Raw genomic sequence first — 14,660 nt, 5'->3', positions numbered from 1 at the left:
GACGCCCATGCCCGGCGCATATGGCGGACCGACTTCGTGCCCGCCCGCGTCACTTTCCCGAGGCTGAGGCTGGGTCCGACTCTGGTTTGACTGACACGTTTTCACCACGCTCCCCACGCCCCCAGCCCGTAAGCGAACGCGCAGGCCAGTGCCAGCCGCCAGTGTCCCGCACGGCCCGGACGGGTGCGCGGCATCAGCAACAGCAGCGCCAGCGCGGGCAGCAACGCCCACCACCTCTGCCCCACGGCAAAGGCCAGCGCCAGACAGACCACCACACCCGCGCAGACGGCGAAAAACAGAATGTGGTGCGGGCGGCGCGAGGCGTTTTTGCGCCAGCCCAGTTGCAGCGACAGGCCCAGCAGGCCGAGCGCGGTCAATAACACGCCGGTCAGCAGCAGGGCAGGGTGATACAGGCTCACCCAGTCAGGATATTCGCCTGCACGGCCCGGCCATTGTGGGCGTATGGTCTGTGATGATGAATCTCAAGCCTGCCCCCCCTCTGCTGGCCGCGCTGGCGCTGTGTTCATTTGCACTGTGTTCGCTGACGGGCTGCCGCAAAGCCGCACAGGCAGACGGCAGCGAGGATCTGGTCTCGAAAGTGCTGTTCACCGCCACCGGCTCCTACGACGCGCAGGCAGACCTGAAGGAACGTATTCCGGGCCTGCGCCGCACCACCTGGACCACGAAACCGCCCCTGCCCGTCCAGAAGATCGTGTTGCAGTACGACAGCAACGCCCGGCCCCTGTCCTGGTTTCTGAACCTGAGCGGCGCGCAGTTCACGGCCCAGTCGCTGGCAGGCGAGGGCGCGGCGCAGGTGCAGACCCCGCAGGGCCAGGGCTGGCGGCCCGCGAAGGGCACCCGGCTGGAAGACGTGCTGATCGTGCCCACGGGCCAGGACAGCATGAGCGTTCTGACCCGCGCCTACGTGACCCAGAACGACCCTGCCCTCCTGAAGGCATTTGCGGCGCGCTGAGCGTGGTCTGCACGAAAAGAGGGAGCGGGCTGTCTGGCCTCGCTCCCCCTCTTTTTCGCCCTCCCGCTACGGCCCTTCAGTGTAGATGCGGCTGGGATAGTAGTACTTCTGCAAGGTCAGTTTGCCCAGGGCCACCAGGGGCACGGCCAGCAGCGCACCCACGAAACCCAGCAAGGAGACGCCGATCAGAATGGCCACCAGTACCGTGACCGGGTGCAGGTCGGTGGTGCGGCTCAGGATGTAGGGGCTGAGGAAATTGCCCTCGATCTGGTTGGCGATCACGAACACGGCGACCACGGCAATCTCAGTGAACAGGACGTTGGGCATGGTCAGCCCCAGCAAAAGGGCGGGCGTGGCCCCGATGATTGGCCCCAGATACGGCACGATGTTGAATGCCCCGGCGATAAAGCCGATGGCGGCGGCGCTGGGCACGCCGATCAGGGTCAGGCCCAGCCACACGAACACGCCGATGAACAGCGCGATCAGCAGTTGCCCGCGCACGTAACCGCCCACCGCCGTGCCGATCAGACCGCTGAATTCCAGGGCGCGCGGCTGCCAGGGGCGCGGAAAGATGGCCAGCAGCGTGGCATTGACCCGGCTGTAATCGGCCATCAGATAAATGCTGAGCAGCAGGATCAACACGACCTGACCCACCACGCCGCCCACCTGAATCAGGCTGCTGAACAGCGTTCCAGTGGAATTCAGCGCGTTTTTCAGCAGCGGCACGAGGTTGTCGCCCAGATTCTGCACGTAGCTCTGCGCCGCCGTGATGATCTGCTCGCGGGCGTTGGTCAGGCCGCCCACGCCCCGGTCCGTGAGCCAGCCCGTCAGGCGGTCCAGGATGTTGCCGAGCGTGCCGATCTGGTCCGGCAGCTTCTGCACCAGCATGACCAGTTGCCCCGACACCGTGACCAGCAGCAGCCCCACCAGCGCGAACAGCCCGAAGAACAGCAGCACCACAAAGAACACGCCCAGCCCCCGTGCTACCCGCCCGCGTTGCAGCCAGTTCAGGAGCGGATTGGCCAGATAGGCGATCAAAAACGCCACCAGGAAATCCACGATCACGGTATGGACCTGCCCGGCCAGCAGGTAGGTCATATAGGCGACCACGGCGAACGCCACGGCCCGCACCCAGGGATTGCGCCACAGGTACTGGAAGGCGTTGGGCGGCGACGCGTGCAGTGGTGGGTTGATCGGCCCACCGCTGCTGGAGGACACCAGAGCAGGCGGCAATTTGGTAGGTGGAGCCGCGTCCTGACCCACGACAGGCGAGATCAGCACCGATGGCCCCGTGGTGGATGGGCCAGGGGCGGAGGCAGCCTGCCCGGCATTGGACGGACTGGAACCGGAAGATTCAGGGGGAGGATTGTTGGGATTCACTGCCATTCACTGTACGTCACCCAGCACCGGGGTATGAACCACACGTCAGCTCACATCAACTCCCGCTAGAACTAGAACTGCCGGGTCAGCACCTGCCCGGCCTCACCCAGCGCCTGTTCGGGAGTGTTGCCCACCCGTACCCGCACCGCCCCCGCGTTCCCGGCGCGGACGCTCACGCCCGGCGGGTAGGTCTGGACACTGCCCACTGCTGGAATGCCCTCGAACAGCACCTTCCCCTCTCCACCAGTCACGCGCGCCCACGACTGGCCCACGAAGCGGAGGGCGACAGTGCCAGCGGCAGCAGGAGGAGAGGCGGAAGCGGGCGGAGCGGCGGGCAGTGGGGGTAGCGGCGTCAGCGTGTTGACTCCGGTGTTCAGGTCGGTCAGGACGCTGGGCTGCCGGCGGCCGGGCGGCAGGATGCTGGCGGGCAACGTGGCGCGCAGATTGCGACTCTGTCTCAGATCGATGGTCTGTTTCAGAGGCATCCGGCCTGCCGCTTCCACGCGCAGTTCGGCCCTGATACGGGCATCCACGGGGAACGACAGCACCGGCGTCTGGCCCAGATTGCGGTTGTCGAGGTAAACAGCCGCGCCGTCCGGCACGCTCTTGACACTCAGGCGCACGGTGCCCTGCGGGGCAACTGGCGAAACTGTGGGCGGCGTTGGAGGCGGAGCAGGCGCAGGCGTCGGGAGAGCCGGAACCGGAACGGGCGACGGGGGGACGGCGGCGGCTGGGGCCGGGCGGCTCAGCAGCACCGCACCGACGGCCACCAGCAGAAGCAGAAGCACCGCGATCAGGGCGATTCGCACCGGCCCCAGCGTCGGCTCGCGGGCCTCGGCTGAGGGTGGCCCACCGGGCACGGCGACCTCCCTTTGCGGCTGCACGGGTTTCGGGGAGGGGGTGGTCAGAGGGATGGGGCGGATCAATCGGTCAAAATCGGCCAGCAGCGGCGTGGGGTCCAACCCCAGCTCGCGGGCGTAGGTTCGCAGGTAAGCGCGGGCAAAGGTGGCCTCGGGCAGGCTGCCAAGCTGAATGTCCTCCAGCGCTTGCAGGTAATCGCGGCGGATGGCGGTGGTCTGCGCCAGCTCGCGCAGGGTCAGCCCACGCGCCTCCCGCGCTTCCCGCAGGACCGGGCCGAAGCGCGGCGGCACAGTCTCTATGGGCGCAGTGTTTGTGGGCTCTATGGGCGCAGTGTTTGTGGGCGCAGCGTTGGCAGATGTAGCGTCGGTGGACGCAGCGTCCCCTCCCAGGGTGGTTTCTGGGCGCAGTGGCCTGGTCATGGTTGCCAGCTCACAGTCTTCAACTCACGGTCTCCAAACCCAGTGTTCAATCTGAAAATCCAGGCTGACGGAAAAGCGTCAGCTCCCGCCTATCCCTCATAGGGTTTGCCCAGCGCTTTGGGGGCGCGGCTGCGTCCGGTGAAGATCAGGGCCAGGATGGTAATCAGGTACGGCAGCGCCTGCACCAGCGTAGGCGGCAGCAGGTCTCCGCCCCCCAGCGCGATGGACAGCGCCTGAAGGAAGCCGAACAGCATGGTGGCCCCCAGCACCCCCAGCGGTTTCCACTGCCCGAAGATCAGCGCCGCCAGCGCGATGAAGCCGCCCCCCGCGCTGATGTTGCGGACATAGGAATCCAGGTTGCCGATGCTCAGGAACACCCCTGCCGTCCCCGCCAGCACGCCCGAGAGGATCACGGCGGTGTAGCGCATCCGCTTGACGTTGATGCCCATGCTGGCCGCCGCCCCAGGCTGCTCCCCGGTGGCGCGCAGACGCAGGCCAAACGGCGTGCGGTACAGCACGTACCACGTCACTGCCACCGCCAGGAACGCGAAGTACACGGGCGGGGAGAAGCGCAGTTCACCGACGCCCCACAGCGGCAGCGCGTTGGCGACCTTGGGGCTTTCGGTAGAGCTGCCGTACATCGCGGTCAGGATCACGGCGGGCACGCCCGTCGCCAGCAGGTTGATGGCCGTGCCGCTGATCACCTGATCGGCGCGGTACTTGATGCTGATGACCGCGTGAATCCAGGCGATCAGCCCGCCCACCAGCGCCCCGCCGACCCAGCCTGCCCACGGCGCGGCGTCCCCCAGCACAGGTTGTAGCACCAGGGTGGTCACCGCCCCGCCCAGCGCCCCGAAGATGATCAGCCCGTCCAGCGCGATATTGACCACGCCGCTGCGCTCGCTGAACAGCCCGCCCAGGGCGGTGAGCAGCAGCGGAACCAGACTGCGGATAAAGGTGGCGAGAAACGCCGCCGTGATCAATTGTGCGAACAGCCCGTCCATTATTTGCCCCCTTCGCGGGTGTTCTCTTCACTGCTCTGTCCGACATTGGGACTGGGGGTGCTGGCCTGTTGCGCGGCCACGCCGGGCGAGAGTTTGCCACCGTCGTCGGTCCCGGTTTTATCGGTGGCCGCCACCAGTTGCGGCGGCGGCGGGTCCACCAGACGGCGGCTCAGGAAGCCCCCCGCCGCGATGAACAGCACGATCAGCGCCTTCAATACGGTCACGATGTCCTTGTTCACGCCGTCCAGTTGCTGGTCCACGTCCACGCCCCCCGTGTCCACGGTGCCGAACAGCAGGCTGGCCAGCACCACGCCAGTGGGCGTGTTCTGGCCCATCAGGGCCACGGCGATGCCGTCGAAGCCCACGTTGACCGGCATGTTGCCCTTCAGGCGGTACTCGTCCAGCGCGCCGCCGTTGACGTAATGCGTGCCCGCCAGCCCGGCAAACATCCCCGCCAGCGTCATGGCCAGGATGGTCCCGCGCGCCACACTGATGCCGCCGTATTCCGCTGCGCGCGGCGACAGCCCCACAGCCCGCAGCGCGTAGCCGGTGGCCGTGCGCCACATCAACGTGCCGAACAGCGCCACGCAGGCCAGCGCGATCAGAAAGGACGCGTTGAGCTGGCTGCCGTTGATGTTCGCCGGAATCCCGATGCGCCATGTCAGCGCGCCCGCCGCCAGCGCAACCACGATGGCGATCAGCCCGCCGTTTTTAACGGCTTTCAGCAGGGGCCGCGCGACCAGCAGGGCGACGACCGCCACCACGATGCCGATGCTCAGGACGTAGCCGCCGCCCGCCGGGCCGACGTTGAACACGTCCAGCAGGGTGGGAAGCTGGGCCGCCTGCTGCAATTCCTGGCTCTTGGCCTCAAAGCCGGGGGCCTTGAAGGGCAGGGGGTAGGTTTTGCCCAGAAAGGGAAAGGAGTCACTGCCGATCATGAAGATGAACACCGCCGAGGCCACGTAATTGAGCATGATGGTGTTGATGACCTCGCTGGAGCCGAATCTGGCCTTGAGCAGGCCTGGAATCGCGCCCCACAGCGCCCCGCCCGCCGCCGCCGCCAGCACCGACAGGGGCAACAGCGCCCAGCCCAGGCTGGGGGGACCGTACACGCCCATCAGCATCGCGCCGATGGCCCCCATGGTCAGTTGCCCCGGCGCACCGATGTTGAACAGCCCGGTGCGGAAGGCAAAGGCCACGCTCAGGCCAGTGAAGATCAGCGGGGTGGCCAGCTTCAGGCTCGACAGCAGCGGCGACAGGCGGGTGACCGGCGCGAACAGCGTGGAATACACGAAATACACCACGTCGCTCTTGGCCAGCCAGCCCTGCCACAGCGTCAATTCACGGCCCGAGGGATTGACGATGGGCTGCACCACCAGCACCACCACCGCGCCCACCAGCACCGCCAGCGTGATGGCCGAGACCGGGACCAGCAGCCCACGCATGCGGTTGAAGCGGTCCAGCACCCAGGGCCGCGCGCTCAGGCCCGCGCCCGCCGCGATCAGCCCGGCCAGCATGGGCAGAAACAGGCCCAGGTTCATGCCGCCGCCGTCGTAGAAGTTGCGGAGTTGCCGCTTGGCCCCGGCGCGCAGAGTGCTGTCGGCGGCCACCCGCTCGATCTGGGCGGCCAGACCGCTGTCCAGCACCAGCACCGCCGCCACCGCCAGCACGGTGGCCAGCAGGCCGGTGATCCAGAACCAGCCCGCGCGGCGCACAGCCCCGATCAGGGTGGCGACGATCAGGGCCAACGTGGCCCAGCCCAGGATCAGGGCGCTGCCGGGCGCGGCCTGCGGGGCCTGCTGGTTGCTGGCGAGATTCAGGACGCTGCCGCTCAGGTGCAGCAGCACGGCGTCGGCGCTGAAGCCCCGGCCCAGCGCGGCCAGTGGAAACAGCAGCATACCGGCGGCGGCCACCGCGCAGGCGATCAGCGCGACGCGCGACGCGTCCCCGGATGGACGAGAGTGGGTGTTGTGGGTCACGCGGCCCATTGTACGGGGCAAAAACAGGGTTGTGGGCAGTCCCGCGCGGGGCTGGCGGCGTGCGCGCCCAGGACCTGCCCGCGCCGCGAAAACCCGGGGCGCGGCGGACCGTCCCCGTTTTGCTATTCTCGCTGACGCTATGGAACGAACTTTTGCAATGATCAAACCCGACGGCGTGCGCCGTGGCCTGACCCCCGAAATCCTTGCCCGCATCGCCCGCAAGGGCTACCGTGTGGTGGGCCTCAAGCAGATGACCATCTCGCGCCAGACTGCCGAGAACCATTACGGCGAACATAAGGAGCGTCCCTTCTTCGGTGAACTGGTGGACTTCATCACGGGCGGCCCCGTGGTGGCCATCGCGCTGGAGGGCAACGAGGCCATCGCGGGCTGGCGGGCCATGATGGGGGCCACCAACCCGGCCAACGCCGCCCCCGGCACCATCCGCGCCGACTTCGCCACCACCACCGGCGAGAACGTGACCCACGGCAGCGACAGCAGTGAGAGTGCTGCGCGCGAACTGGGCCTGTTCTTCGCAGACGGCGAACTGCTGAGCTGACCAGACCGCAATAGCAGGAGCCGCCGGGAAGACAGCATTCCGGCGGCTCCTGCTATTGAGATGATCCAGATTAGCTGCCGGGAGAGCGGGTCCATTAGGCGAGCAGGAGGCATTTCGAGCAGCAGGCCACATTAAGATTCCAGGGAAAGGCAGGCGATAGCAGTCGGTGGCGATGGGGCGACAGATTGCCCGCCCGCCTCCTCTTAGCACCGCTGTCTATGCATTTTCCGGCATTTCCGGCGGACCACATCCGGGGGCTGTGGAGAAAACGGGAAGGGCGGGGAGAGCCGGGGCCAGGGCCGCAGGCCGCTCTGAAACCTTCCTGTCATGCTTCACGCTTTAAACTCCTGTGAAGTCATGGTCAGCCGCGAAAGCACACTTCAACAACGTCTTCTTAAAAGCCAGCAATACGTGGTGTACGCCGCCAGCCTGACCTACGTCGTGTTCGTGCTGCTGGGGGCGCTGGTCAATCCACCCGCTTCTTTCCCAGAGGCTTTCCAGACGCCGAAGTACGGTTTTGCGCTATTGACGGGCCTCACCTGTCTGGCGGTCTACCTGTGGCCGCTGTGGATCCGCACGGTGTATCTGGTGGCCTACGTGGGCTGCCTGCTGTCGCTGGCGCTGGAAATTCCGCGCCTGCTGTCGGCTGATCTGAGCGTCATGCAACTGTTCTTGTGGCAGAGCGCCAACGTGATGATCTCCTTTCTGCTGCTGGGATCGCGCTGGGGCCTGGGGGCCAACGTGCTGACCCTGCTGACCATCCTGGTCTCGCTGATGCTGCGGGGGCCGTTCACGGGGGCACAACTGGCCGACTGGCTGACGGTCTGCCTGACCCTGGCGATCACCGCCTACGTCTCGTACCTGATCATGACCTTTATCGAGGGCAACCTGCTGACCCACGAGGAAGATCAGGGCAAACTGCGCGCCGCCCGGCAGGACGCCCTGACCACGGTCTACGGACGCGGCGCAATCGAGGAAGAACTGGAGCGGGCGATGGGCTACTCCCAGAAGAACAACACGCCCATGAGCGTGATCGTGACCGATATCGACCACTTCAAGAGCGTCAACGATCAGTACGGCCACGCCACAGGCGACGATGTGCTACGGGCGGTGGCCAAGCGGCTGCGGCGCGCGGTGGGCGGCGGCGGCGGCATGGTGGGCCGCTGGGGCGGCGAGGAATTCATCGTGCTGCTGCCCGGTCTGGCCAAGCCCGACGCGCTGGTGGTCGCCGAGCGGCTGCGCCGGGAAATCTGCGATCAGCCGCTGGCAGACCTGAACATCACCGCCAGTTTCGGGGTGGCCTCCTACCGGGGCGTCAAGGACACCACCGACCAACTGTTCGGACGCGCCGATCAGGCCATGTACGACGCCAAGAACGCGGGCCGCAACGCGGTGCGCTGAAACCAGACCAGCTCAGCCCGGCCCGGCCTCCAGCAGTTCCACCTGCCGCCCGTCCGGGTCCAGCACGAAGGCCATGTCGCGCCCGCCGGGGCTGGGGGTCAGGTCCCGGCTGACCGTCACACCCGCCGCCCGGAGCTGCGGCAACAGGGCGCGCAGGCCCGTGACATGCAGCGCAATGTGTTCGGCCCAGTGCGCGTGCGGGTGCGGCGACTCGCCCGGAATCTGGAAGAACTGGAGGCGGCCCCCCTCTTCCCCGCCCAGGCGAACCACACCGCGCAGATAACCTTCCGGGGTGGTCAGGTTCTTCTCGGTCACGCCGCCCAGACGCACGTAAAAAGCCAGCACGGCGTCCAGATCGGCGGTGAGAAACGAGACGTGTTTAAGCATGTCCACAGCCTAGAGCAGTCGGGGCTAAAGGGCAGACGCTCCAGCCCACAGGAGGAGTCGAAATGAAAAACCCGCCCTCTCGGACGGTGATAGGAAAAATATAGCGTGAAATGCAGGCGCTGTCAAGTTCATGCGTTGGAAGCTGGAAAAGCTCTCCTGGAGGCACTTTTTACCAGGCAGCTATCTGGTGGAGTTGCATAAATCCAGGTGGCCGCCTCTGAACGAGGGCCACCACCCGGGTCGGGGAATGTCCAGACGTCAGGGGAACAGGCGGACGGTGCCGTCACCCTCTATGCCCGTGGCCGTGAACTGGGCCGTCGTGGCGATGATCCGGCGTTCGGCATCCTGGGTCAGGGCGATCAAGGAGCCGGACCCGACGGGCACATTTCCCCCCGACACAGCACCCCCCGACGTGGCCCCGAAGGTCAGGTCCTGCGTCAGGTCTGCGCCGAAGCGTGAAACGAACGTGGTATCGCCCGCGTAGCCGCCCAGAACGACGCGGCCATCCGACTGGGGCCGCAGGGCGGTCACGACGGTCTGGAACAGTTGTGCGTTTTCCGGCACCCTGAACTGGAACCTCACGCCTTCCCCAGCCTCTCCCACCGGGCTGAAGCGCTGGAGCAGGGCGCTGGTGAAAAAGCGTCCGGTGCCGCCGCCCAGCAGGATCGCGCCGCCCTTTTCCACAGCCACGGCATGGAAGGTGCTGCGCTCGCCCAGACCGCCCAGCGCAATTCCGTCGCCCGAGAAGGACGGGTCCAGCTTGCCCGTCCCCAGATAACGCGCCACCACGGAGCTGTAATTGTTGGCGTCGTACTGGGCCTCACCGGCCACCACGATCTTGCCGTCCGGTTGCAGGGCCACGCCGTACAGCTTGTCGGTGGAGGCGTCGCCGCCTGCCAGCAGCGCATTGAGTGGGGTGGTCACGACGCCACTCTTGCCGAAGGTGAGGTCCGGCCTGCCGTCGCTGCCCAGTCGCACCAGCGCGAAATCGTCGTCCGAGAGCGTGACGCCGGGCGCGGGCGAGAAGGGCCGCGAGGCGTAACCCGCCAGCACGATCTGGCCGTCCGGGGCGACGGTCACGGCGGTGGCCGCCGAGCGCACCGGATCGCTGTCGTACTGGCTGGCCGCCACCCCCAGCCGCAGCCGGACCACCCCGCCCACGCCAAAGCCGGGGTCCAATGTCAGATCGGGCCGGTAGCGCAGCGCCACCATCTGGCCGTCCAGGTAGCCCACGGCGATCAGCGCGCCGTCCGGCTGAAGGGCCAGAGCGCTGGCCGCGCCATTCAGGGTTGCTGCGCCATTTGGGGTGGCCGCACCACGCGCCAGCACCACGCCGGAGGGCGACAGCCGGGTCAGGCCGAAATGCCCCCCCAGCACCACCAGCGTGCCGCCGTTCTCGGTCACGGTGGCCACGCCGCCCACGCTGGAGCGGCCCGCCTCCCCGAAACCGGGATCGAGGGTGCCCGGCTGACCCGTCACTGCCGTTCCGCATTGCAGCCGGGCGTCGGCCCAGTCGGCGTGATCGTAGGCCAGCCCGTCGCCGCCGTCGGTGGCGCTCAGGCGCAGGGTCTGCACGCCACGCAGGTCCACCACGGCCTGCCGGGCCGGGTCACCACCACGTAGGGGGCCGCTGTCGTACAGCTTCTGACCGTCGCCGTAGACCTCGAAGACCACGCTGCCCCGCTTCCCCACCTCCCCATCCAGACCGAGCTGCGCGCTGAAGGCGGTGCAGGTGCGCCCAAGATCGTAGTCCAGGGCCGAGGGCGCGTGAACACCCATGCCCCGGTCAAAGGTGCGGCCAGCAATGGTCAGCGCCCCGCCGTCGCGCAGGCCCTGCTCACCGTTGCTGCGGTCGAACTCCACCGGACCCCAGCCACTCTGCGCCGAGACATACGCCAGATCGCTCAGCCACACGTCCTTGCCGGGCAGGGCCACCTTGCAGCTCAGGGCGGCGTCTCCCCAGTCGGCGTGATCGTATTCGATACCGTCGCCGCCGTCCCCCGTCACCAGCCGCAGTTCCCGGATGCCCGCCACACTCAGGTTCACGGGCAGGGCCGGGTCCCCGCCGCGCCGGACGCCACTGTTGAACAGCATCCTGCCGTCACCGAAGGCCCTGAACTGCACGCTGCCCCGCGCACCGACCTCGTCATCCACGCCCACACGGGCCGTGAAGGTGTTGCACTGCCCACCCAGCGCGTAATGGATCTCGGACGCCGCGTGAACCCCCAGACCTTTGGCGAAGGTGCTGCCCCCGACGCTGAGGGCGCTGCCGTCATCGGCGTTCTGCTCGCCGTTGCTGTGGTCCAGCTCCACGGGTCCCCAGGTGTTGGTGGCCGAGGTCCACTGCACCCCGGACAGGAAGTTCTGACCGTCCGCTGGCCCCTGCGCCTTCAGGCTGGACGCCGCCGTGGGCGAGACCCAGGGGTAGCTGCGCCCCGCCGCGTAGGGATCGGCCACCGCCAGCTCCAGCCGATTCGTCCAGGGATACTGCTTCCCCCCGGCGTAGGGGTTGTCGGCGGGCGTGGTGTCTACTGGGGGAACGGGATCAGGCAGAGGGGGCAGAGGCGGCTGCTTGCCCGAACAGGACGCCAGCAGCAGGGGGCCACAGACAAAAAACAATGGGGCAAGGGATGTCTTCATGAAAGCCTCCAGCCAGAGCAGGGAACAGGTCAACGAAAGGAAAGCGTCCGGCAGATGGGTCTGAGAGTGTTCCCGTAAAAAGTGTTCCCGTAGAAAAGCGTTCCCGTAAGGGTGTCTAGAAAAAAGGGTACATCCAGGGCAGTGGACTGAATACAGACTTAAGGAGGATGAGGTGGGGAAGCAGAGGCGGCCCGCGTTCCACCGCCCCATCCCAGGCGAATGGCAGAAGAATGGCCCCGCTTCCATGCGCCTCATCAGGGGGACACCGCCCCACCGATGGGGCGTTTGCGACTCTGGCAGCACCCCTGATCAGACCACAGGTTCCTGACCGTGGGCTTTCCTCTGGGCAGCAAAAAGATTCGCGTCGCCCTCATGAATGCTGGGGAGAGAACAGATTCGACGGCCCGCTTCAGGTCCGGCTTCCCAGAAAAAAGTCGAGGCACAGCAGAGTCTTTCTGGTTTCCCGGCAATCAGGAACGACAAAAACCGCCTGGGCATCAACCCAGACGGCGTGAATTCAGATCGAACAGATGTCGGACAGGGCGGTCAGCGAAACAGGCGGTACGTTGCCTGACCCTGACGGAAACCTACCAAATTGGCGTCGAATGCGTAGGCGGCAGTGGTTGCGACGATCTTGCCGTCCGTGGTGTTGACCACAGAAAGAAGAGTGCCTTTACCCAGAAAAACATTGCCACCAGGAACATTGCCAAACGAGGCGTCCTGTGTCAGTGCAGGCGCGAAACGGGCGACGTAAGTGCTTTCGCTGACATAACCGCCCACCACCACACTGCCATCATTCTCAGAAATCAGCGACGTGACGACGGTTTGCGGGATACGGGAATCGCTGACATGAAACGTTGCGCGCGGCCCCGCAGTCCCATCGGGATTGAAACGCTGGAGAAGGGCAGTGACGAAGAATCGATCCGTTCCCCCGCCCACTGTGATCTGCCCATCAGGCCCAACCGTTACGGCCCTGAACGTACTGTAGATTTCGTTTCCGCTCGTGACTGCACCACCGGAGAAAGAGGGGTCGAGTTGTCCGCTGGTCAGGTATCGGGCTAGCACGGCAGCGGACCCTCCAGCCTCTCCTGCCTGTCCTGCGACCAGAATTTTGCCGTCGCCCTGAAGTGTCAGGCCATAAATGAAATCCTGCGAGGTGTCATAACCATCGTTAGGGACAATTCCCTCCAGATCGGTGGTGGTCTGGCCACTATCACCGAAGCCCGGATCAAGGGTGCCGTCTGTATTCAGGCGCACCACGGCGAAATCGGAAGTAATCGGCTGATAGCCGCCGCCGCCAAGGGCCTTGCTGGGCGCTTCCGCCGACCCTGCCAGCACAATCTTGCCGTCGGGTTGAACGGCCACATCGGTGGCAACAGAACTGGTTGAAGTGGTATTGAGATTGCCTGCCCGGCTCACTTTCAGCTTCTTTACACCGCCAGCGCCGAAGCTGGGGTCCAGGGTCAGGTTGCTCAGGTAACGCACGGCGACCATCTCGCCGTCCATCTGGCCTGCCACGACAAGTTTGCCATCGGGCTGACGGGCGATGGCATTGGCCTCGCCGTCACTCATGGCCGCGCTCTGGGCCAGCACCGCGCCGGAAGCGGCCAGCCGCGTAATCTTGAAGTTCGCGTCCAGTACGGCCACCCCGCCGCCATCCTCGGCCACCACGTCCACACCGCCCACACCTACCCGCCCGCCGCTGCCGAAGCCAGGATCAAGGGTGCCGGGCGACTGGGCCTGTGCGGGCTTCACGCAGTCCAGTTTCGCGTCGGCCCAGTCGGCGTGATCGAAGTTCATGGTGTCGCCCGCGTCGGTCAGGGCCAGCCGCAGCGCCCCGACGTTCTTCACGTCCACCGAGATGCTCCGGGCCGCGTCGCTGCCGCGCACCACGCCGCTGTCGAACAGCTTCTGACCGTCGCCGTAGACCTGAAAGACCACGCTGCCCCGGTCCCCCACCTCATCGTCGATCCCGATGCTGGCCGTGAAGGTGGCGCAGGCCCCGCCCAGGTCATAGTTCAGCCCGGCGGCAATGGTGGACGAGGCGTGCATCCCCAGCCCCCCGGCGAAGACCTGCCCGCCGATGGTCAGCGGTTTGCCGTCGAACTGGGCCTGCTCGCCGTTGCTGCGGTCAAATTCCACCGGACCCCAGCCGTTGGTGGCCGAGACATACGGCAGCCCAGACAGCACGACGTTGCCCGTGGGCTGCGCGGCCACGCAATTCAGCGCCGCCTCGCCCCAGTCGGCGTGATCGTAGAAGTTGTTGTCGCTGCCGTCACTGACCACCAGTCGCAGTTCTTTCACTCCGGCCACGCTCACGTCCACCGGCAGGCTCAGGTCCCCGCCGCGCCGAACGCCGCTGTCGAACAGCATCTTGCCGTCACCGAAGACCCTGAACTGCGCGCTGCCCAGCTTGCCCACCTCTTCATCGATGCCCACGAAGGCGGTGAAGGTGTTGCACTGCCCGCCCAGCGCGTATTTGATCTCGGACGCGGCGTGGACGCCCAGGCCCTTGGCGAAGGTGCGCCCGCCGATTCGGAGCGTGGTGCCATCGCGGACATCCTGCTCGCCGTTGCTGCGGTCCCGCTCGATGGGTCCCCAGCCGCTGGTGGCCGAGGTCCAGTCCAGGTCTGAGAGGAAGTTCTGGCCACCGCTGAGCGCCTGCGCCTGCGCGCCGGATGCGGCGACGGGCGAGGACCAGTCGTAATTGCGCCCGTTCGCGTAGGGATCGGCACCGGGAGCGTCCAGGCGGTCTGTCCAGGGATACTGCTTGCCCCCGGCATAGGGGCTGCCAGCGGGCAGATTGCCTTCAGGCGCGGGCATGGGCGTGGGCGTCTGGGAGCAGGCGGCCAGCAACAGGGCGGTGCAGCCGAGGGCAAAGGGAACGAACTTTCCAGTCATGGGTCTCCAGATCAATCGGGCAGTACGCAGATTTTGGGTCAGGGATGTGGGAAGGATGTCGCAGTATGACAGTTTTCTTACATGTGAAATGCTTAAGACCAGAGTCCGGGTTCATGAGACCTGACCGCTTTCCTGTCCCGGCCTGACCGCTCGTTCGGG

Annotated in this window: 11 protein-coding genes; 3 read left to right on the top strand and 8 right to left on the bottom strand. The window is 66.4% G+C overall.

Features of this window, described 5'->3' with window-relative positions:
* Positions 1-101: 101 nt before the first annotated feature.
* Positions 102-419, bottom strand: a complete 318-nt coding sequence (locus BOO71_RS17050; RefSeq protein ID WP_075834329.1) for a hypothetical protein — start codon at positions 417-419, stop codon at positions 102-104.
* Between the two features lie 56 nt (positions 420-475).
* Here BOO71_RS17050 and BOO71_RS17045 point away from each other — a divergent pair, with 56 nt between their 5' ends.
* Entirely contained in the window at positions 476-973 is a 498-nt protein-coding gene (locus BOO71_RS17045; RefSeq protein ID WP_254843198.1) for a hypothetical protein, read from the top strand.
* 66 nt (positions 974-1,039) lie between these two features.
* Here BOO71_RS17045 and BOO71_RS17040 read toward each other — a convergent pair whose 3' ends face one another.
* The 4 genes from BOO71_RS17040 to BOO71_RS17025 all read right to left on the bottom strand — a co-directional run bounded on the left by BOO71_RS17040 (position 1,040) and on the right by BOO71_RS17025 (position 6,625).
* Positions 1,040-2,155 (bottom strand): AI-2E family transporter, encoded by a 1,116-nt coding sequence (locus tag BOO71_RS17040; protein ID WP_075834460.1) that lies wholly within the window; start codon positions 2,153-2,155, stop codon positions 1,040-1,042.
* 269 nt (positions 2,156-2,424) lie between these two features.
* Positions 2,425-3,633, bottom strand: a complete 1,209-nt coding sequence (locus tag BOO71_RS17035) for a helix-turn-helix domain-containing protein (RefSeq protein ID WP_083653549.1) — start codon at positions 3,631-3,633, stop codon at positions 2,425-2,427.
* A gap of 89 nt (positions 3,634-3,722) precedes the next feature.
* Positions 3,723-4,637: an ABC transporter permease gene (locus tag BOO71_RS17030; protein ID WP_075834326.1), complete on the bottom strand. Its 915-nt coding sequence runs from the start codon at positions 4,635-4,637 to the stop codon at positions 3,723-3,725.
* On the bottom strand, positions 4,637-6,625 hold the full coding sequence (locus BOO71_RS17025) for an ABC transporter permease (RefSeq protein WP_139322999.1): 1,989 nt from the start codon (positions 6,623-6,625) through the stop codon (positions 4,637-4,639). The genes BOO71_RS17030 and BOO71_RS17025 overlap by 1 nt, the downstream gene beginning before the upstream one ends.
* Positions 6,626-6,755: 130 nt before the next feature.
* On the opposite strand from BOO71_RS17025, the gene ndk reads away from it, so the two are divergent.
* The gene (ndk, locus tag BOO71_RS17020) at positions 6,756-7,172 is read left to right on the top strand and encodes a nucleoside-diphosphate kinase (protein WP_029479986.1); all 417 of its coding nucleotides are present in this window, start codon (positions 6,756-6,758) and stop codon (positions 7,170-7,172) included.
* A gap of 357 nt (positions 7,173-7,529) precedes the next feature.
* Complete coding sequence (locus tag BOO71_RS17015; protein ID WP_254843197.1) at positions 7,530-8,573, top strand: GGDEF domain-containing protein; 1,044 nt, start codon at positions 7,530-7,532, stop codon at positions 8,571-8,573.
* A 12-nt stretch (positions 8,574-8,585) separates the two neighbouring features.
* Here BOO71_RS17015 and BOO71_RS17010 read toward each other — a convergent pair whose 3' ends face one another.
* The 3 genes from BOO71_RS17010 to BOO71_RS17000 form a co-directional block, all read right to left on the bottom strand.
* Entirely contained in the window at positions 8,586-8,960 is a 375-nt protein-coding gene (locus BOO71_RS17010; RefSeq protein ID WP_075834324.1) for a VOC family protein, read from the bottom strand.
* Between the two features lie 258 nt (positions 8,961-9,218).
* Positions 9,219-11,600, bottom strand: a complete 2,382-nt coding sequence (locus tag BOO71_RS17005; protein WP_175607466.1) for an NPCBM/NEW2 domain-containing protein — start codon at positions 11,598-11,600, stop codon at positions 9,219-9,221.
* A 546-nt stretch (positions 11,601-12,146) separates the two neighbouring features.
* Positions 12,147-14,501 (bottom strand): NPCBM/NEW2 domain-containing protein, encoded by a 2,355-nt coding sequence (locus BOO71_RS17000; protein ID WP_075834320.1) that lies wholly within the window; start codon positions 14,499-14,501, stop codon positions 12,147-12,149.
* Positions 14,502-14,660 lie beyond the last annotated feature (159 nt).

The sequence above is a fragment of the Deinococcus marmoris genome (assembly GCF_001949125.1).
Taxonomy (GTDB): domain Bacteria; phylum Deinococcota; class Deinococci; order Deinococcales; family Deinococcaceae; genus Deinococcus; species Deinococcus marmoris_A.
Note: the sequence above shows the minus strand (reverse complement) of the source record. Positions and strands in the feature narration are given on the sequence as shown.